15 protein-coding genes are annotated in these 20564 nt (G+C 65.0%); 5 read left to right on the forward strand and 10 right to left on the reverse strand.

Annotated elements, in window-relative coordinates; all coding sequences use genetic code 11:
* Positions 1-2 precede the first annotated feature (2 nt).
* The 9 genes from AUL31_RS13705 to AUL31_RS13745 form a co-directional block, all read right to left on the reverse strand.
* On the reverse strand, positions 3-2147 hold the full coding sequence (locus AUL31_RS13705) for a TonB-dependent siderophore receptor (RefSeq protein ID WP_060607541.1): 2145 nt from the start codon (positions 2145-2147) through the stop codon (positions 3-5).
* Between the two features lie 116 nt (positions 2148-2263).
* Entirely contained in the window at positions 2264-2848 is a 585-nt protein-coding gene (locus AUL31_RS13710) for a glycerol-3-phosphate responsive antiterminator (protein ID WP_200801676.1), read from the reverse strand.
* A 2-nt stretch (positions 2849-2850) separates the two neighbouring features.
* Positions 2851-4404, reverse strand: a complete 1554-nt coding sequence (locus tag AUL31_RS13715) for an FAD-binding oxidoreductase (RefSeq protein ID WP_060607546.1) — start codon at positions 4402-4404, stop codon at positions 2851-2853.
* 1 nt (position 4405) lies between these two features.
* The gene (locus AUL31_RS13720; RefSeq protein WP_060607549.1) at positions 4406-6082 is read right to left on the reverse strand and encodes a glycerol-3-phosphate dehydrogenase/oxidase; all 1677 of its coding nucleotides are present in this window, start codon (positions 6080-6082) and stop codon (positions 4406-4408) included.
* Positions 6083-6101: 19 nt separating this feature from the next.
* Positions 6102-7655, reverse strand: coding sequence for an FGGY family carbohydrate kinase (locus AUL31_RS13725; RefSeq protein ID WP_060607553.1), 1554 nt, complete (start codon positions 7653-7655; stop codon positions 6102-6104).
* A gap of 10 nt (positions 7656-7665) precedes the next feature.
* On the reverse strand, positions 7666-9078 hold the full coding sequence (locus AUL31_RS13730; RefSeq protein WP_060607556.1) for an MFS transporter: 1413 nt from the start codon (positions 9076-9078) through the stop codon (positions 7666-7668).
* 158 nt (positions 9079-9236) lie between these two features.
* Positions 9237-10022, reverse strand: a complete 786-nt coding sequence (locus tag AUL31_RS13735; protein WP_060607561.1) for an ABC transporter ATP-binding protein — start codon at positions 10020-10022, stop codon at positions 9237-9239.
* Complete coding sequence (locus AUL31_RS13740) at positions 10019-10792, reverse strand: ABC transporter permease (protein WP_060608114.1); 774 nt, start codon at positions 10790-10792, stop codon at positions 10019-10021. Before AUL31_RS13740 ends, AUL31_RS13735 begins: the two co-directional genes overlap by 4 nt.
* A 26-nt stretch (positions 10793-10818) precedes the next feature.
* Positions 10819-11763 carry an ABC transporter substrate-binding protein gene (locus AUL31_RS13745; protein ID WP_060607565.1) on the reverse strand — a complete coding sequence of 315 codons (945 nt, stop codon included), beginning with the start codon at positions 11761-11763 and terminating at the stop codon, positions 10819-10821.
* Positions 11764-11983: 220 nt separating this feature from the next.
* Between AUL31_RS13745 and AUL31_RS13750 the strand changes: the two genes are divergently transcribed.
* Complete coding sequence (locus AUL31_RS13750; RefSeq protein ID WP_060607569.1) at positions 11984-13459, forward strand: NAD-dependent succinate-semialdehyde dehydrogenase; 1476 nt, start codon at positions 11984-11986, stop codon at positions 13457-13459.
* Positions 13440-14636: an iron-containing alcohol dehydrogenase gene (locus AUL31_RS13755; RefSeq protein ID WP_082646946.1), complete on the forward strand. Its 1197-nt coding sequence runs from the start codon at positions 13440-13442 to the stop codon at positions 14634-14636. Before AUL31_RS13750 ends, AUL31_RS13755 begins: the two co-directional genes overlap by 20 nt.
* On the opposite strand, the gene ggt is transcribed toward AUL31_RS13755, so the two are convergent.
* Positions 14633-16375: a gamma-glutamyltransferase gene (gene ggt / locus AUL31_RS13760; RefSeq protein ID WP_060607573.1), complete on the reverse strand. Its 1743-nt coding sequence runs from the start codon at positions 16373-16375 to the stop codon at positions 14633-14635. The two genes, AUL31_RS13755 and ggt, sit on opposite strands and share 4 nt — an antisense overlap.
* A gap of 266 nt (positions 16376-16641) precedes the next feature.
* On the opposite strand from ggt, the gene AUL31_RS20020 reads away from it, so the two are divergent.
* Genes AUL31_RS20020 through kdpB form a run of 3 tightly spaced genes read left to right on the forward strand, consistent with a single transcriptional unit; the run spans position 16642 to position 20552 of the window.
* The gene (locus AUL31_RS20020) at positions 16642-16734 is read left to right on the forward strand and encodes a potassium-transporting ATPase subunit F (RefSeq protein ID WP_073469275.1); all 93 of its coding nucleotides are present in this window, start codon (positions 16642-16644) and stop codon (positions 16732-16734) included.
* 31 nt (positions 16735-16765) lie between these two features.
* The gene (kdpA, locus tag AUL31_RS13765) at positions 16766-18475 is read left to right on the forward strand and encodes a potassium-transporting ATPase subunit KdpA (protein ID WP_060607578.1); all 1710 of its coding nucleotides are present in this window, start codon (positions 16766-16768) and stop codon (positions 18473-18475) included.
* Positions 18476-18500: 25 nt separating this feature from the next.
* Entirely contained in the window at positions 18501-20552 is a 2052-nt protein-coding gene (kdpB, locus tag AUL31_RS13770; protein ID WP_060607580.1) for a potassium-transporting ATPase subunit KdpB, read from the forward strand.
* The last annotated feature ends 12 nt before the right edge of the window (positions 20553-20564 follow it).

Here is a 20564-nt window from a genome sequence, read left to right on the forward strand (position 1 = left end):
CCTCACCACTTGTAGGCGACAGACGCGATGACGCTGCGGCCTTCGCCGTAGAAGCAGCCGAAATTGCAGCTTGCGACATACTCTTCATCGGCCACGTTGTTGACGTTGAGAGCGGCCTTGAAATCATCTTTCTCGTAGCGGATCGCAAGGTCGACAAGCGTTGCGGACGGCAGGTCGATGGAGTTGGCGTTGTTGCCGAAGCGCGAGCCGATATAGCGGACACCGCCACCCAGCGAAACACCTTCGAGGACCGTCCCGGGCTGGAACGCATAGTCCAGCCAGAGGGCAGCCGCATGTTCCGGCACGTTGGCCGGGCGATTGCCCGTCGTGGTGGCGGTGATGATGCCGGCCACGACGGTATCGTCGCCTTGTGTGATCTCGACGTCGGAGTAGGTGTAGTTGCCAACGAGGCTCAGCCCGTCGGTCAGGCTTGCCGTTGCCTCCAGTTCGAAGCCGCGCGAGCGGATCTCGCCTGTCTGGGTGATTTCACGCACCAGCGATCCACCATCCGGCACGGCCTGGTTGGCGACCACATTGGTCTGCTCGATCTGGTACAGCGATGCGGTGATGAAGGAGTTCCAGCCCGCCGGCTGATACTTGATGCCGCCTTCCACCTGCTTGCCTTCCGACGGCTTGAACAGCGCGCCATCGGAGGTTTCACCGGTGATCGGGTTGAACGAGGTCGCGTAGCTGATGAAGGGTGCCAGACCGTTGTCGAACAGATAGACCGCGCCGGCGCGCCCGGTCAGCGCATCGTCATCGACGCTGCCGCCGGCATTGGACAGGTCCGACCAGTCCTGGCGCAGGCCGGCGGTGACGACCAGACGGTCGAAACGGATCTGATCCTGCGCATAGATGCCGGTCTGCTTTAGGTCGACATTGGTGAGGTTGGCGCCGTCCGGGTTGACGGTGACGGGCGTGCCGTAGACCGGGTCGAAGGCGTTAATGGGCAGCGCTGTGCCGGAGAAGTTCGACGAACGGTCCAGATTGTTCTGCCGGTAATCCAGCCCGATCAGCGCGGTGTGCTGCAGGGCGCCGGTCTCGAACCTGGTTTCGACCTGGTTGTCGATGCCGAAGCTGTTGGTCAGCTCGTCCTGTACGGAGGGGCTGCGCGCAACGGTGAAATTGTCGGCGCCAAGGCCGGAGAAATAGAGGTTCTGGTAGTTAAAGTCGAGCCGGGTGTACTGGGCGTTCTGGCGAAACTCGACCGCCTCGTTGAAGCGATGGCTGAACTCGTACCCGATGGTGCCGAACCAGCTTTCGGAATCGTTGAAGTCAGGCTCGCCCAGATACAGGCTCGGCGGAATGCGACCATAGGGGTTGCCGTCCAGCGTGCCGGCCTGCGGCAGGCCGACCGGCGAATCCGCCTTGTCGTACTGCAGGCTGCCCATCAGCGTGAAACTGGTGTCGGCATCGGGACGGAAGCTGATCGACGGAGCAAGGTAGACGCGATCGTCGTCGACGTAGTTCATCTGCGTTTCCGACAGGCGGCCAAGGCCGACCATGCGATAGCTGACATCCTCGTTGTAGACGCCGCCGACATCGAACTTGGCGACGTAGCGGCTGTTATTGCCGATCTCGGCCTCGACGTTGCGGAACTCGGTGAAGGTCGGGCGCTTCTGCACGAGGTTGATGATGCCGCCGGGTGCGCCCTGTCCGTACAGGACGGAGGCCGGGCCTTTCAACACCTCGATACGTTCGAAGCCGTAGGGCTCGAAGGCCAGCGCGCCGAAGTCGCGGATGAAGCGGAAACCGTTGATGTAGAGGCTGTCGGTCGCCGCAAAGCCGCGAATGATGGGCGCGAAGAAGCGCGGGTCGTTGCCGAAGGGCTGCGTCACGACACCGGACGTGTAGTTGAGCGCTTCGCCGATATTCTGCACGCCGCGATCTTCCATCTGCTGCGTGGTGACGACCGAGATGGATTGCGGCAGCTCGATCAGGGGTGTCGAAATCTTGGAGCCGGTCTGCGTCTGCGTCGCGACATAGCCATCGACCGGGCCCGTTGCCGTGCCGAACGTGCCGCCCGTGCCGCTGCCACCAGCGCCCTCGACCACGACCGTATCGAGCGTCACGGTGGATTGTGCGTGCGCCGAAAGGGGAAGTGCGACCGAAGCCGCCAGAATGGACAATCGATGGACGAGGCGCATGGTGTACTCCGCGCAGGAAACTGGACAATTCCGCTCCTGTTTACGCGGCTACCCGCAGAGTTTGAATATCAAATTTCGGCCACAATGTCGGATGTCCACCGCCTGTGCGGGTTTTGTCACAATGCCGGCCGCTCCATGTTCCACAGCGCGGCATTGCTGGAGGAAACCGCAACCGCGCCCCGCTTCAAGGCGGCCTGTGCGTCGGCCTGCGTGCAGATGAATCCGGAGGCCACCGCGGGCGGCATCCGCTTCCGATCGTCCGCCGGAATATGCGCCAGCATGGGCGCCGGCATCAGTTGCACGAGGTTGGGGCTGCTCTGGGAGACGGCCTTGACGCTGCGCGGCCAGGTGGACCGGTCCGTGACGAACACCTTCTGCATGGTGAGAAGGCCGCATTGCGCGGCCTTCTGGATGGTCGGGACCCTTGTGGACAGAAGAACCGATATCCCCGCTTCGGACAGGAACTCGATCGCCCCCTTGTCCTGGGACAAACCCTCGCAGCTATCGATGTTCAGCACGATCAGCTTGTTGCGCCGGGTCAATGTCCGCACCAGCTCGGCGACATGGCGCAGCGATATGTTGGCCACGATGCCGATCTCGGCACGGCTGGCCAGGAACGTGTCCACCTGCTCCGTGCCGTAGAGTGTCGCGATGACCGGATGGCGCAACAGTCGTTCGCCGATGGTTCTGTCCAGGGCCAAGATTACCTCTCCGCGTCGCGCGGCATATCCGGCGAAAGGCCGAGCTTGCCCGGGTTCAGCAGATTGTCCGGATCGAGCGCAGATTTCACCGCCTCCAGAATCGGAAACGCGCTGCCGAGACTGTCGCGCATGTAGGGCGCGCGCAAGAGCCCGACGCCATGGTGGTGGCTGAGTGCCGCATTATGCCGGACGAGAACGGCGTTGGCTGCATCCCATGCAGCGCGATACCAGGCGCCACGGCGCTCGACATCCACGTCGCCGCGCAGCGAGAAGTACAGGCACGCCCCGTCGATATAGGCATGCGACTGGTGCGCCGAGCCGGCCAACGTGCCCGGAACGGCGTTGATGGCCGCAACGACTTCGTCGTAGATCTTCGGGAGGTCTTTCCAGCAGCCCGTCATCTCCAGCGTGTCGGCCACGAAGCCTGGGCTGCGCTTGAACCCTTCGGCGCTCTTGCCGGTCAGATAGCGCGTGTCCAGCCACCGTTCGAAGATGGCGTCGCCATCCAGCTTGCGGCCAAGGCCGGCGCAGACCCGCTCGCTGATGGCCATCACGGCATCGACGATTTCCGGCGCACCTTCATCGGCGATCAGCAGCACGTTGAGCTCCGGTTCCTCGAACTGCACGCCGCTTTCCAGCGCGTCGTAGAGGCGTAACGCGGCCGGGTTGGCGCCGCCCTGCATGATCTGGCGACAGGCTTCGAGACCGGTTGCGAAACTGTCGAAACCGTAGGCGATCGCGCGGCTGTAGTCGGGCAGGCGATGCAGTTTCAGGCGGACGCGCACCACGATGCCGAGCGTACCCTCCGAGCCGATGAAAAGCTGTTGCAGATCCGGGCCGATGGCCGCGCGGGCATAGCCGCCCAGCGTAACCAGCGTGCCATCGGCCAAAACGACATCCATCCCGTAGACCATGTCCTCGATCTTGCCGTACCGCGTGGACAACTGCCCCGCGCCACGGCATGCCACCCAGCCGCCCACCGTGCTGATGCCGAAGGAGGACGGCCAGTGGCCCATGGTCATGCCGTAGGATTTCTGGATCGTCTCCTCGAAGACGTCGCCAAACATCCCGGCTTCCACCTCCACGATCTGGCTGTCCGCATCGAACCCGACCAGGCGGTTCATGTCGCAGACGTCCAGCACGATGCCGCCGCGCAGCGGCAGGGCAGCGCCCGTCACATTGCTACGGCCGGCAGAGACGGTCAGTGGCAGGCGATGCCGATGGGCGATCATCGTGACGGCCTGCACCTGCTCCACCGTCGAGACGCGCACGAAGACGCCGTCAACTGCCGCTGGGGTGCCGTCCGTTTCCGCGATCATGGTGCCGGCCCACCAGTCACGCGTGTTGACGACGAGATCGTCGCGCGTGGTCAGGACCTCCTCCGACGCGCTCCGCAGCTCTGCAATAACGGCCTCAGAAACCTCCACGGCATTGCGGGCAAGCCCAGCGGAAGCGCCGATCGTCTCGATTGACTTGGCATAATGCGGCTGCGTCGGCGCGCCGACGACGTAGTTGCCACGATTGTATCCGCGGCGGACCGCTTCCTTGCTCATCATATCAATAGTCTCCCGTAAGTATGAATTTTTCTTTGGCGATCGCTGCTTCATATCCGGCGATCTGACTGGCGATCTCGTTGGACGAAAGCTTCAGCTCCCGCCCGATGATCTCGCCGACGCGGGCAGCCGCCCGGCCCGAGGCGTCGCGCGCCATCAGGCGGGCCCGCATGCGCCGCGACAGGACATCGTCCACGGTTGCCGCCATCTCGTGCCGGACGGCGTACAGGACTTCGGCCTGCGTGAACGGAAGTCCTTCGACGATGGGCGCGGCGAGGTCCGCGTCATCGGCCAGAAGGTCGCTGACAAAGCGGGCTTCGGTGCCGTAGCGCTCTCCCAGATGGGCCGCCATGCCGCCGGAGGCGACGATTGCCTGGGCGTCGTAGCCGGCCGCGCCAAGCAGCCAGGCTTTCTTGGTGGTGCATCTGCGCCTCTCGCCCAGCACGCTGCCCACGGCATCCACTGTCTGAGCGGCCATGTGGCGGGCGGTCGTCAATTTGCCGCCGACGATGGAAACGACACCGTCCTTGCCGACATGCACGGTATGATCGCGTTTGACATCCATCGTGCTGCCGCCCGGCGAAGACGAAACGAGCGGTCGGCAGCCGGCGATGCTGCCGACGACGTCGCTGACCTCAATGTCCGTCTTCAACGCCGAACGTGCGCCTTCCAGAAGGAAGTCCAGTTCGGTACGCGTGCAATGAACGTCATCGAGGCTGCCCTTATAGTCCTCGTCCGTGGTGCCGAGATAGGAAACGTTGCCCCACCGGGTGATGGTGGCCCGGCGGCTGCGCCCCGGAACGGGGATCGTCACGGTGCAGTCGTTGCGGACCTTCAGCCAGGGAATGGCGACATGCACGCCCTTGGCGGGCCGGACATGGAGCGGCCGCTCGTCTTCGCCGGCTGCCATCCAGTCGCGCATCCAGACGCCCGTCGCCATGATGACGGCCTTCGCCCGCACGCGGATCTCGCGGCCGGATTCGGTTTCCACGACCGCGCCGTCCGCCTTTCCGCCATTGCGCGTCAGCTCCATGACGCGCGCATGGTTGAGGATGGCCGCACCATGATGGGCGGCAGACCGTGCCAGCGCCAGCGTCAGCCGCGCATCATCGACCCGCGCATCGAAGTACATGAAGCCGCCGCGCAACTGGTCGTCGCGGAAGGTCGGGCAGTGCGACAGCACCTCGGCAGCACTTAGCCGCTGATGAAGGATGCCCTCGCGCCACCCGCCGGCCAGGTCGTAACTCCAGAGCAGGCCCTCGAACGCCTTGGCCATCCGCGCATCGAAGATGCCGTCACGCTCCAGGATCGGGAACAGGAATGGCAACCGCTGCACCAGATGCCCGGCATTGCGGCGCAGCCTCTGCCGCTCCAGCAGGGAATGGCGGACCAACCCCAGATTGCCCTGCTCGATGTAGCGCAAACCGCCATGAACCATCTTGGACGATTTGGACGAGGTGCCGGACGCGAAGTCGTCTTTCTCGATCAGCGCCACGCGATAGCCGCGCAGCGCCGCGTCGAAGGCGCAATAGCATCCCGTTACGCCGCCCCCGACGATGAGAATGTCGAACGTCTCGTCGGCAAGCCTGTCTTCCTGCTCGGCGCGGACAAGCCGCAGGGGCTCGGTGCGGGCAAGGTTTTCGCGGTCGCGGCTGGCGCGTCGGCCGGGAAGTCGAAACATGGGAGACCTCATCGATGTGTCACCCGCCACTGCCGGGCAAGGGCAGGCGGTTGTCATAGGCGCCGGCTCGCGTGCGGCCGATCTCGTCCGAGATGGCTGCGTGCCATCCCGCCCGCCGCGACAGACGCTCGTCTTCCGACAAAGAAGGTTCGAACGTCTCGCCCGGCGGCAGGGTGGAGCGGGCTTGAGAAAGATCGCTCCACATGAGCCCGCGGGCGCCGGCCATGAAAGCCGTGCCGCGCAGGCTGGCGCGCTCTGCGTCGGGCATGCGACGCACGGGGACGCCGCCAAGATCGGCCTGCATGCGCAGCAGCGGGTCGGACGACGAAAGGCCGCCGCCCGCAACCAGCTCATGCATGCGCTTGCCTGCCACCAGCTCGTCTGCTTCCACACATGAGACGACCGACTGCGCGATGCCTTCCAGAACCGCATAGGCCAGCTCTTCACGCGTATGGGTCATGGAAAGCCCGGTCAGTGAGGCCCGCGCGGCCGGCACCATGACCGGCTGTCGCAGCCCCGTCAGCGTCGGCATGAAGCAGATGCCGCGCGCCCCGCCGGCCTCGGCTGCCAGAGCGCTGATCTGACGTGCATCGTCGAACCAGCGCATGTCGGCGCAAAGCCAGTTGAGCGCGGAGCCGGTGGTTGCCGCGTAGGTCTCAACCGCAAAGTCCGAACGTCCACCCTTGCGCCAGGCGGTCATCGTGAACGTCGCCTCGACGGCGCCCGGCTGCGCCGGGCGCTCCTGGCCGATCACGAGATCGACGAAGCTACCCGTTCCATGGACGCACATGGCCTGGCCGCTGTCATGGCAGCCAAGGCCGACAAGACCCGCGAGCTGGTCGCCCATGGACGCCATGATCGGGATGCGGATGCCGATCAGGTCGCTGCGTGTATGTCCGAACTCGTCCGCGTCTTCCATAAGGGTCGGCAGCAGCTCTTGCGGAAACTCCTGGGCGTCCAGCCAATCGCCGATGTAGCTGTGCTTGCGCAGGTCATAGGCCCCGCAGGAGGTGGCATTGGTGGGCGTCGTCACGACCCTCCGCGCTTCGGAAAGATGCCACAGAAGCCAACTGTCGACCGTGCCGAAGGCAAGGCGCTTTTGGTTCAGAGCCTCCGCTACGCACGGCGTGTCGCGCATGTGGCGCACGGCCCAGAGGTAGATGGCCCGCGCACCGATGGGGCGTCCGGCGCGCTCGATCAACTCTTTATCCCAGCGCGGCGAAAGCGCCTTGAGCTCCTCGCAGAAGCGCGTGTCCTGCCACACCATGGCTGGAACGAGAGAGCGTCCGGTGTGGGTGTCCCAAAGAACACCCGTCGCCCGTTGCGTCGTCAGCGCCAGCGCGACGATCTCGGCGCCTTCGGCCGGCGCCGCGGCGACGACCTTCCGGCACATCGCCAAGGTGGTTTCCAGAAGTGCATCGGCGTCCTGTTCGACGACGCCGTGGCGCGGCGTCGTCACTTTCAGTGGCGCATAGGCGGGGGTGGTAACCCCGCCATCCGCCCGCACCAGGGCAGCCCGCGTGCCGGACGTGCCTTCGTCTATCGCCAGTATGGCCTGCTGCAGCATCGTCATCGGGCCTCCCTCAATCGCCGGCGAACTGCGGTGCACCCGGCTCGTTGTCCGGATTGACGGAGGTGCGGGTCGGGTCCCACCGAATGACGCTGCAGATGATGCAGGCGATAAGCGGAACCACCGACAGGATCAGGAACGTCGTTCCCAGCCCATACGTCTCCCGGAAAATCGGAAAGACGAGGAGGCCGATGGCCGCGCCGGTGGCCCCCATCGCGCCGATGATGCCGTTTGCGCCGGCACGCAGCTCGCTGCGGAAGGACAGGGAAGACAGGCTCTTTCCGTTGGCTCCGGGCCCGCCGGAGTGAAACAGGATGAAGAGCGAGGGCACGATGACCGCCAGCCAGACCGGCATCGTGTCGTGGAACAGCCCCATGATGACCAGCATGCAGAAGACGGCGCCGAAGCCGATGGCCGACGCGCGACGCAGGCCGAGAATCCGTCCGATGGTCGGCGACATGAACCCGCCGACGATGCCGAAGACGTTGAAGACGAGCGTCCCCAGCATGGCGTTGATGAAATCGGTGCCGAACAGCGATGCGCTGATGAGCGGCAGATACCAGCCGACCGCGAAATACTGGATAGACTGGCCGATCTGAACCGTCGCGGCCAGGACGGTGCGCGGCAGGTAGACGCCCCGGAAGATCAGCGCGATGTTGCGAAAACCGCGTTTCGCCTGGTTGACGACCGGCAGGCGCTCGGCCAGCGGCGCCGCGGCGAAGGTAAGGCCGTAGATGCGGCTCATGGCCCTGGCGGCGTCGTCCAGCCTTTCCTTGCGCGCCAGCCAGATCGGGCTTTCCACCATGAAGGCGAATTGCAGCAGCATGATCGCGAAGGCGAAGATGCCGGTGGCCGCTACGGAATAGCGCCAGATCGTGTCGCCCACATCCCAACTATAGAACATCATTGCCAGAAGGATGTTCGTGCACACCGCAAGATACCAGATGCCTTGCCAGGTGTTCAGGCGGCTGCGCAGCCGGGCCGGGGTAAATTCGGCAAGTACGGCCATGGCGATAGCAAAGTCGATGCCGTAGGCCGCGCCGACGAAGAACCGGCCGAAGATGATCATCTCGTAGCTCTGCGCCGTCGCCACCAGCACGGCGCCGACCAGGGCGAGGAGCTTGGCGAAGACGAGAGGGCGCATGCGGCCCCAGCGGTCGGCCATCCAGCCGCCGATCGGGTTGAACACGATCGCGACCCAGGAGGCGAAGGACGTCATCAGCGCGACCTCGCGTGCGTCCAGCCCCATGTCCCGCGTCATCGGCCCGAGCCCGGCGCTGAGCGCCGAGTTGGCGAAGGCATCGAGAAACAGGCCGCCAAGCGCAAGCCACCAGATAAGGCCGGCGCGCCCGCGGATACCGTCGCTCTTGTCGATGAATGAAATAACGTCGTCTATGCCCCGCAGGGCATACTTGCTCCCGTGCATGCTACTACTCCTCCCAGAGTAACAGACACATCCACATAATGATCGGGGCAAGTTTTGGACGAGCGAAGACCATCATGCAGATGGTCTTATATCTTCGTCTGCAATTCGAGCTTTAGCCGCCTGTCGACATTCTGTCAATCACCCGGGCGACGGGGCGCTCAACGTTCAGCCGCGGCAAGGATGGCCTCCTGCCGGATCTCCTCGGTCAGGCGGGCGCGCATGCTTGAAAACTCGGGGCTCGACTTCACCGTGTAATGGCGCGGATGCGGCAGGTCCACGGGGATGATCGACTTGATCCTGCCCGGGCGCGCCGACATGGTGACGACGCGAGAGCCGACGAAGATTGCCTCCTCGATATCGTGCGTCACGAACAGGACCATCTTGTGCTCGCGCTCCCAGATGCCGAGAAGCAATTCCTGCATCAGGCCGCGCGTCTGGTTGTCGAGCGCGCCGAAGGGTTCGTCCAGAAGCAGGATCTTGGGGTCGTTGGCCAGCGCGCGGGCGATGGCCGTGCGCTGCTGCATGCCGCCCGAAAGCTGCTTCGGCCAGTGGTTTTCGAAGCCCTTCAGGCCGACATCGGCGATATACTGGGCAACGATCTCGCGGCGCTCGGCTTCCGGCACGCCTTTTTCGCGCAGTCCGAAGCCGATGTTCTGCTCCACCGTCAGCCACGGAAACAGCGTGTAGGACTGGAAGACCATGCCGCGGTCGGGGCCCGGTCCGTGGATTTCGGCACCATCCAGCGTTACGCGCCCGCTTGTCGGCCGATCCAGCCCGGCAACGATGCGCAGGAGCGTGGACTTGCCGCAGCCCGATGGGCCAAGAATCGTGACGAAGTCGTTGGCCGGCACCGTCAGGCTTGTGGGCTGCAGCGCCGTAACCGGCGCACCGCCCCGCACGCCGGGGAAGACGCGGCCGACGCCGTCGATGATCAGTTCGCTCATGCGAACCTCCAGGCGAAGACCCACCGGTTAAAGGATTTGAACAGGAAATCGGAGATGAGGCCGATGATCCCGATGACGATGATGCCGAAGATGATCTGCCCCGTTGCCATGAGTGCCTGGCTGTTGATGATCATGTAGCCGATGCCGGAAGATGCGCCGATCAACTCCGCCACGATGACGTAGGTCCAGGCCCAGCCCAGCACCAGGCGGAGGATCTCTGCGATATCGGGGGCGTTGGCCGGCATCAGCACGCGCGCGACGATACCCCTGTCGCGCGCGCCCAGCGTATAGGCCGCCTCCACAAGGTCCTGCCGCGTCGAGGCCACCGACCCCGCAACCATCAGCACGATCTGGAAGAACGCGCCGATGAAGATGACCAGAAGCTTCTGCGTCTCGCCGATGCCCGCCCACAGGATCAGCAGCGGCACGAAGGCCGAAGCGGGCAGATAGCGGGCAAAGGAGACGAACGGCTCCAGCAGCGCCTCGATGGGTTTGTAGGCGCCCATCGCGATGCCGATCGGAACGCCCAGCGCGGCGGCGACGGCGAAGCCGCCGACGACGCGCCATACCGTCATGCCGATATCGTAGAGGAAGCCGCGCTGCAGGAGGTTCCAGCCATCCGCCAGCATGGTCAGCGGATCGGCAAGGAAGGTGCGCGAGACGAAGCCACCCAGCGTTGCCACCGCCCAGAGCGCAACGAAGGCCACGAAGAAGGATATGCCAAGGACGACGCGCGTTGTGGCGCCGACCGGCTTGAACGGACGAAGCATCATGATCCTGACGGCGCTAGATACAACTACTTGATGTACTGATCGTCGTAGAGGGTCGCGACATCGGGCTTTTCACGGATGACGCCGATCTCCAGCAGCAGGTCTGCCGCAGCCTGCGAGAATGTCTTGAACTCACCTTCGAAGAAGGTCGCATTGGCGGCCTTGTCCTGCCAGCGCAGATACTGGGCCGAATTCGCGAACTGCTCGCCCGTCTGGTTCACGTCGGCACCCATGATCTCATAGGCCTTGTCAGGGTCTGCCGCGATCATCTCCAGCGCCTCGAAGTAGCTGTCGGCCAGGGCCTTGCCGGCTTCGGGGTTTTCCTGGAGGAAGGCCGGCGTGCAGCCCACCGTGTCCATGACGGCCGGGTAATCGAGCGTCGTCGCAAGGATCTTGCCGGAATCGGGCGCATCGCGCACCGTCGACAGATAGGGCTCGTAGGTCATCGCGGCGTCGTTCTGACCGGCAACGAAGGCCTGCGCGGCGGGCCCCGGCTCCATGTTGACGATCCGCACGTCGCGCATCGTCATGCCGTTCTGTTTCAGCATCCAGGCCAGCAGGAAGTAGGGGGATGTGCCAGGCGCGGAGGCGGCCACCGTCTTGCCCTTGAGGGCAGCGAAATCGGCGACATCGCCGCGGACCGCGATGCCATCGGCGCCGTAGGACTTGTCCATCTGGAAGATCTGCGTTGCCGGAACGCCGTTCGCCGTCCACGCGACCCAGGTTTCCACCGTGGTTGCGGCGCACTGAATGTCGCCCGAGGCCATCGCAAGATGACGGCTGGCCTGCGGGATCTTCGACAGGGTGACATTCAGCCCGTGCTTCTCGAAGATGCCGGCCTCTTTTGCCAGCGTCAGCGGCGCAAAGCCCGTCCAACCGGAGTAGCCGAGATTGACGTCGGTCTGCGCCATTGCCGGCGCAGCCGCCAACGATGCGAGAAGCCCTGCCAGAATTCCGTATCGTGCGACCATGGGGACCCCAATCTTCGATTGCTTATGTCTACACATAATCATTGTCGCGACAGCCCTTTCAAATCAAGGCCGGTGCGATGAAAAATTGATTACCGGATGAGCGTGGACAAAAGATATGCAATCTGCATTTGCCCGTGCCGCCTGGCGATCCTGACTTTCAACGCCGCCGCCATAGCACTAGTGTCCGTCGTATCGAACGATAAAACCGCAGGTTCCAAACATGTCGACGTCCAGCAATTCCGGTGCGGCTTCCCTCCGGCTCTCAGACCCCGGTCTCCTGAAGCAGCAATGCCTTGTGGACGGCGCCTGGCGCGATGCGGCCGGCGGCGAGACCATCGCGGTGACCAACCCGGCCGACGGGTCCACCGTCGCGCATGTTCCCGTTCTGTCGGCCGGTGAAATCGAAGACGCGATCGGAGCAAGCGCCAGGGCGCAGAAGGGCTGGGCGGCGCTGGCCGCAAAGGAGCGCGCCGCCATCCTGCGCAAATGGTTCGATCTCATGATCGCCAATGCCGACGACCTTGCCGCCATCATGACGGCGGAACAGGGCAAGCCGCTGGCCGAGGCCAAGGGCGAGATCACCTATGCGGCGTCCTTCGTGGAATGGTTCGCCGAGGAGGCCAAGCGCGTCTACGGCGAGACCATACCGGCGCCGGCATCAGACCGGCGGATCACGGTCATACGCCAGCCGGTCGGCGTGACCGCTGCGATCACGCCATGGAATTTCCCGGCTGCGATGATCACCCGCAAGGCGGCCCCCGCGCTGGCGGCCGGCTGCAGCATGATCGTGCGCCCGGCAGACCTGACGCCGCTGACGGCCTTGGCGCTGGGCGAGCTTGCGGTGCGGGCGGGCATTCCGGCCGGCGTGCTGCAGATCGTGACCGGCAAGGCCCGAGAGATCGGGGCGGTGCTGACCGCAAGCGAAACCGTGCGCAAGCTGTCATTCACGGGGTCTACCGAGGTCGGGCGCCTGCTGATGGAGCAATGTGCGCCGACCATCAAGCGCATGTCGCTGGAACTTGGCGGCAACGCACCCTTCATCGTCTTCGACGATGCCGATCTGGATGCCGCGGTGGAGGGCGCCATGCTGTCCAAATACCGCAATGCCGGGCAGACCTGCGTCTGCGCCAACCGCATCTACGTGCAGAAGGGCGTCTACGACGCGTTCGCCGAGAAGCTGGCAGCAAAGGTTGCCACGCTCAAGGTCGGCAACGGCACCGAACCGGGTGTCGCCATCGGCCCACTGATCGAGGAAAAGGCGCTCCGCAAGGTGGAGGAGCATATAGAGGACGCCGTCTCCAAGGGCGCTACGCTCCTGTCCGGCGGCAAGCGGCTTGGCGGCCTGTTCATCGAGCCGGGTATCCTGACCGGCGTTACGCAGGACATGCGCGTATCGCATGAAGAGACGTTCGGCCCGCTGGCGCCATTGTTTCCCTTCGAGACGGAGGAACAGGTGATCGGCATGGCGAACGACACGATCTTCGGGCTTGCCGCCTATTTCTACACACGGGATTTCTCGCGCTCGGTGCGCGTGGCCGAAGCCCTGGAATACGGCATCGTGGGGCACAATACCGGCATCATCTCCAACGAGGTCGCGCCGTTCGGCGGTGTCAAACAGTCCGGGCTCGGCCGGGAAGGGTCGCACCACGGAATAGAAGAGTATCTCGAGATGAAATATGTCTGCAGCGCCGTCTGACACCATCCGGGCGGAGGAGGGCGTCTTGCCCTTCTCCTTCCGCGCCGTGCCGTCGATGCTGGCCGAATGGGGTGGCGCGCGCCGTCTTGGCGCCATTCTGGCCGACTGGCGGCCGGAGCGGAACCTCCTGCTGGTCACCGATGCCGGCTTGCACCGCGCCGGTGTGCTGGAGCCGGCCAAACGCTCACTGGATCAATCCGGCTTCCGCGTCACGGTGTTCGATGCCGTCGTCGCCGACCCGCCGGAATCCGTCCTGATGGCCTGCGTCGACGCGGCGCGGGCGGCGGGTTGCGACCTGGTGGTGGGCCTCGGCGGCGGGTCTTCCATGGATGTCGCCAAGCTGGCCGCCGTGATGATCGGTTCCTCCCAGCCGCTGGCCGAGATGTACGGCATCGACAAGGTGGTCGGCCACAGAGTGCCATTGGCGCAGGTGCCGACCACGGCGGGCACCGGGTCGGAGGCCACCAACATCACCATTCTGACCACCGGCGAGACGACCAAGATGGGTGTCGTTTCCGCCCAGCTCTACGCGGATCTGGTGCTTCTGGATGCGGAGCTGACGGTGGGGCTGCCGCCGCTTCATACGGCCGCCACCGGCATCGACGCCATGGTGCATGCGATCGAGGCCTACACCTCGCGCCATCGGAAAAATCCATTATCCGATGCGCTGGCGCGCGAGGCGCTGCGCCTTCTGTCCGGCAACCTTGCCGATGCCTGCCGCGACGGGCAGGCCCGGCGGCCGCGCGAGGCCATGCTGTTGGGGGCAAACCTGGCCGGACAGGCCTTCGCCAATGCGCCGGTGGCCGCGGTCCATGCGCTGGCCTATCCGCTGGGCGGGCATTTCCACATTCCGCACGGCCTGTCCAACGCGTTGATGCTGGGCCCCGTCCTGGCCTTCAACATGCAGGCGGCGGCGCCGCTGTACGCCGAACTGCATGATGTGGTCGGCGGGGCGTCCCGCGGCGATGTGGCGGAACGGGCGCAAGGGTTCGTCGACGCGATGGAGGCGCTGATGAATGCTTCCGGGGCACCGCGCCGCCTGCGCGATGCCGGTATCGGCGAGGAAAGCCTGCCCATGCTGGCGGCCGACGCCATGAAGCAGACGCGCCTTCTTGCCAACAATCCCGTCGAGGTGACCGAGGCGGATGCGCTGCGCCTGTACCGCCAGGCCTTCTAGTAGCCGATGGCCGCGCCGGCCGTGGCGCGGCTGTCGATGGCGCCATAGTAGCGCGCCGTGCCGGTGCCGGCCTCGATCTCCTCGAGGTCGCGTCCGCCCACCAGAATGCCGGCCGCTTCGCCCCAGATGGTCCAGTCCGGGTCGATGCCGACACGGTAGCCCATGCCGGCCAGCAGCCTCAACGTATCCGGCGACAGGGCGTAGGGCTCCATGGCGACGCTGTCCGGCAGCCATTGGTGATGGATGCGCGGCGCGTCGATCGCCTGCTGGATATCCATGCCATGGTCGATGACGTTCATGATCGCCGATAGGGTGATGGTGATGATGCGCGAGCCGCCGGGACTGCCGATCACCATGAAGGGCTTGCCGTCGCGGGAAACGATGGTCGGGCTCATCGACGACAGAGGCGATTTGCCGGGCTCGATGGCATTGGCCTCGCCCTGGACGAGGCCATAGAGGTTCGGCACGCCGGGTTTTGAGGTGAAGTCGTCCATCTCGTTGTTCAGGAGGATGCCCGTTCCTTCGGCCACCTTGCCCGTGCCGAACGAGCCGTTCAGCGTATAGGTAACGGCAACCGCGTTACCGTCCTTGTCGATGATCGAGTAATGCGTGGTCTCAGTCGATTCGCTCGACCCGGCAGGTCGCAGATCCTCGCTGACGCCGGCGCGGTAGGGATCGATCCGGGCGCGGATTTCTTCCGCATAGGCCTTGCTGGTCAGCTTCTCGACCGGGTTGTCGACGAAATCCGGATCGCCCAGGGCAGTGTTGCGGTCCACGAAGGCATGGCGCATCGCTTCTACCATCAGCCGCGTCGTCTCGGCCGAGCCGTAGCCGAGATAGGAGATCGGGTAGCCCTCCAGCACGTTGAGGATCTCGCAGATGACCAGGCCGCCGGAGGAGGGCGGCGGTGACGACACGATGTCGTAGCCGCGATAGCTGCATTCCACAGGCTCGAGCTCGCGGACGCGATACTCTTCGAAATCGGGCTTGGCGAGGATGCCGCCGTTCGCCTGGCTGGCCTTGACGATCAGGTCCGCGATCTCGCCCTTGTAGAACGCGTCTGCGCCGCCCTGCGAGATGGCCTCCAGCGAGGTGGCAAGGTCGCTCTGAACCAGCGTGTCGCCAAGCTGCAGCGGCTGGCCATCCCGAAGGAATATGCCGGCGGCGGCCGGGTCCTGGGCCAGCATGTCGTTGCCGTCGGCAAAGGAGGCGATGTCGCCCGGCTCCAGCACGAAGCCCTCCCGGGCAAGCCGCAGGGCCGGGGCGATCAGCCGCTCGCGTTCCCAGGTGCCGTATGTCTCGCGCGCGGCCTCGAAACCGGCGACCGAACCGGGAACGCCGATGGCAAGATACGTATCCGTGCTGGCGCCGGGGACCGGCTCGCCGGACGCATCCAGATACATGTCGCGCGTGGCTGCCTTCGGTGCGCGCTCGCGGAAATCCAGAAAGGTGGATTTGCCGTCCGCAAGGCGGATCGTCATGAAGCCGCCACCGCCGAGATTGCCTGCCGTGGGATAGACGACCGCCAGCGCATAGCCGACGGCGATGGCCGCATCCACCGCGTTGCCGCCCTGCCGCAGCACATCGACACCGACCTGCGATGCCAAATGCTGGGCGGTAACGACCATGCCGTTATCCCCCTCCACAGGCGCCGGCGAGGCGGCGTTGGATGGCCATGGCCGGGCGATGGCGACCGTGATCGCGGAGACGAGAACAAGCGTCCTGAGTTTCGCAGGCATTCGATACCTCCCGTTTCGGCCATCAGCCACAGGTTGCAGATCGGAGGCGAGGCATCGGGGCTTGTCAAGCGTTGGACCCAGCGCGGCGGCCCTTATGCAATCCTTATGGTTGCGGGGGCGCTTCCGGATCGAAAACTTATGCGCGATGGCTCACTTGGATTGCGGCCCTGAAAGGAGGGGCCCGCAATGTTGGACCTTCTCTACCTTGGCATCGGCATCGGCGCCTTCGTCGTCCTTGCGGACTATGCCCGCGCGCTGGCATCGCAATGACGAGCTTCGACCTCATCGTGGGCGGCATCACCGCCATCTTCGTCGCTGTCTATCTGGGCTACGCACTGATGCGGCCCGAGCGCTTCTGATCCAAACCAGTCTTCTGCGGGAATCCAAACCATGACGCTTGTCGGTTGGGCGCAGATCATCGCCATCCTTGCCTTGTGCGTGATCTCGGCCCTTGTTCTCGGTCGCTCCATGGCCCGTGTCTTCGCGGGCGAGCGCACCTTCATGTCACCCATTATCGCGCCAGTCGAAGGCGTCATTCATCGCATGGCCGGAATAGATCCGGCCAAAGAGCAGGGCTGGCTTGCCTTCGCGCTGTCGATGATCGCCTTCAACCTTGTCGGGTTTGTTGCCCTGTACGCGCTGTTGCGCCTGCAAGGCGTGCTGCCGTTCAACCAATCGCTCTTTCCGGGGCTCGACCCGGACCTTGCCTTCAACACAGCGGTGTCCTTCGTCACCAATACCAACTGGCAGTCCTATTCGGGCGAAGCCACGATGAGCGATCTCAGCCAGATGGCCGGGCTGACGGTCCAGAATTTTCTGTCCGCAGCGACGGGCATCGCGCTGGCGCTCGCCTTGGTGCGAAGTTTTGCGCGCGGCAGCGTCCCGACCGTCGGCAACTTCTATGTCGACGTCATCCGCGCAGTCCTCTACGTGCTGCTGCCGCTCGCCATCGTGACGGCGGCGGCGCAGATCTACCTGGGCACGCCGCAGACGCTGGTCGGCTCCGTGTCGGCCACCACGCTGGAGGGCGGAACGCAAGTCATCGCGCGGGGCCCCGTCGCGTCGCAGCTTGCCATAAAGCAGCTCGGCACCAATGGCGGCGGCTTCTTCAACGCGAACGCCGCCCATCCGTTCGAGAATCCGTCGCCGCTGACCAATGTCCTGACCATCTGGCAGATGCTCGTCGTCTCGCTTGGCCTGGTCTTCGCCTTCGGACGCATGATCGACGACAAGCGGCAGGCGCGTGTGCTCGTCGGCGTCATGGGCTTTTTGCTCTTTGCCGGCATCGGCATCGCCTATTACGCGGAAAGTGCCGGAACGCCCATGCTGGCCGCGGCCGGGCTGGACCCGGCGGGCGGCAACATGGAGGGCAAGGAGGTCCGCTTCGGCATTGCGGCTTCGGCACTGTTTGCCGCCGTCACGACCGGCCTGTCGGATGGCGCCGTCAACGCCATGCACGACTCGTTCACCCCCATCGGCGGAATGGTGCCCATGGCGCTGATCATGCTGGGCGAGATCCTGCCGGGCGGTGTCGGCTCCGGCCTTTACGGCATGCTGGTCATGGCCATCATCGCGGTCTTCATCGCCGGCCTCATGGTGGGCCGCACGCCGGAATATCTCGGCAAGAAAATCGATGCCGGAGACATGAAGCTGGCCGTCCTCGCCATCATCGTGCTGCCGGCGACGATGCTGGGCTTTGCGGCCCTGGCCGCCGTCACGCCCACCGCGCTGGCGACGCTCAACAATGGCGGCCCCCATGGCCTGTCGGAAATCTACTACGCCTACGCCTCCGCCGCGGGCAATAACGGCTCGGCCTTTGCCGGGCTCGGTGCCGACAATACGTGGTGGAACACCACCCTGGCGCTGGCGATGCTTCTCGGTCGGTTCGCCTATGTCGTGCCGGTCATCGCCATGGCAGGGCGGCTGGCGGCAAAGCCCAGGCTGGCCCCTTCGGCGGGCACATTCCCAACCCATGGCCTCCTGTTTGCCGGCCTTCTGGCCGGCGTCATCCTCATCCTTGGCGGTTTGCAGTTCTTTCCCGCGCTGGCGCTCGGCCCGATTGCCGAACAGGTCCAGATGTCGGCCGGAAAGACCTTCTGACAAAGGCGCAACGGAGCACCCGACAATGCCTTCAAGAGCTCGCATATCCATTGCCCAGCCGGACCTTCTGATGCAGGCGGCGCTGGAAGCGTTCCGCAAGCTGAACCCGGCTGCGCTGATCCGCAACCCCGTCATCTTCGTGACAGAGGTCGTGGCCTTTGCGGTGACGCTGCTTCTCCTGCGTGACATAAGCGCCGGCAATGCCATCGCTTTCACCGGGCAGATTGCTGCCTGGCTGTGGTTCACCGTTCTGTTCGCCAATTTCGCCGAGGCTGTAGCCGAAGGGCGCGGCCGGGCGCAGGCCGATAGTCTTCGCCGCTCGCGTACCGATACGATGGCGAAGCGCCTTGCCAATGCGGCCGACAGAACCGCCTTCGACATGGTCTCGGCGCTCGACCTGAAGCCTGGCGATCACGTCCTTGTGGAGGCCGGGGAGCTGGTGCCCGGAGACGGCGAGATCGTCGACGGCATCGCCTCGGTCAACGAAGCGGCGGTGACGGGGGAATCCGCACCTGTCATTCGCGAGTCCGGCGGCGACCGCTCGGCCGTGACCGGCGGCACGAGCGTGGTCTCCGACTGGATCGTGGTGCGGATCACCGCTGCGCCCGGCTCTTCCTTCCTGGACCGGATGATCGCGCTGGTCGAAGGGGCGGAGCGCCAGAAGAGCCCGAATGAACTGGCACTGACCATCCTTCTGGTCGGCATGACGCTGATTTTCCTGGTGGCTGTCGTGACATTGGCGGGGTTTGCCTCCTATTCCGGCGTCCTCGTCTCCGTTCCGGTCCTTGTCGCACTGCTCGTCACCCTGATCCCGACGACCATCGGCGGGCTCCTTTCGGCCATCGGTATCGCCGGGATGGACAGGCTGCTGGGGCACAACGTTCTGGCCATGTCCGGCAAGGCGGTGGAGGCAGCCGGCGATGTCGACACCCTGCTTCTCGACAAGACGGGAACGATCACGTTCGGCAACCGTATGGCGGCCGAGTTCGTGCCCTTGGGCGGTGCATCGCCGCGCGAGGCGGCACAGATTGCCAGCCTCGCCAGCCTTGCGGACGAAACGCCGGAGGGGCGCTCCATCCTGGCGCTGGCCCGGCAGGCTCATGACGTGGCGATCGACCGCCCGGACGATCCGGCAATTCGCTTCGTCCCGTTCAGTGCGGCAACCCGCCTTTCCGGCGTCGATATGGACGGACGGCGCATTCGCAAGGGCGCGGTCGACGCCATCCGCGCCTTCGTAGGGCAGGAGGCCGGGGCCATGCCCGCGCCCGATGGCTTCGACGCGGCGGTGGAGCGCATTGCGCGCTCGGGCGGCACACCGCTGGCGCTGGCCGACGGGCCGCGCATCGTCGGCGTCATCCACCTGAAGGACGTGGTCAAGCCCGGCATCAAGGATCGGTTTTCCGAGCTTCGCCGCATGGGCATCCGCACGGTCATGGTGACGGGCGACAACCCGGTCACCGCGGCCGCGATCGCTTCGGAAGCCGGCGTCGACGATTTCATCGCCGAGGCGACGCCCCAGGACAAGCTGGCCTATATCCGCGCCGAGCAGGGGCAGGGGCGGCTTGTGGCGATGTGCGGCGACGGCACCAACGATGCTCCGGCGCTGGCGCAGTCGGATGTCGGCGTGGCCATGCAGACGGGTACGCAGGCAGCCCGCGAGGCCGGCAACATGGTGGATCTGGATTCCGACCCCACCAAGCTGATCGAGATCGTGGGCATCGGCAAACAGTTGCTGATGACGCGCGGTGCCTTGACGACATTTTCGATCGCCAACGATGTGGCGAAGTACTTTGCCATCATTCCGGCCCTCTTCGTTGCGGCGATTCCCGAACTCGGGGTGCTGAACGTCATGGGGCTGGCGTCTCCGCAGAGTGCCATCCTGTCGGCGGTGATCTTCAACGCGCTGATCATCATAGCGCTGATACCGCTTGCCCTGCGCGGCGTGGCCTATCGTGCGGCAAGCGCCTCCTCGGCGCTGGCGCGCAATCTGGCCATCTACGGTGCAGGAGGCCTCGTGACGCCGTTCATCGGCATCAAACTCATCGACATGGCCGTCACGGCCATCGGCATGGCATAAGGAGGCCAGGGC

The organism is Aureimonas altamirensis, from assembly GCF_001463885.1.
In the GTDB taxonomy this organism is placed as follows: domain Bacteria; phylum Pseudomonadota; class Alphaproteobacteria; order Rhizobiales; family Rhizobiaceae; genus Aureimonas; species Aureimonas altamirensis.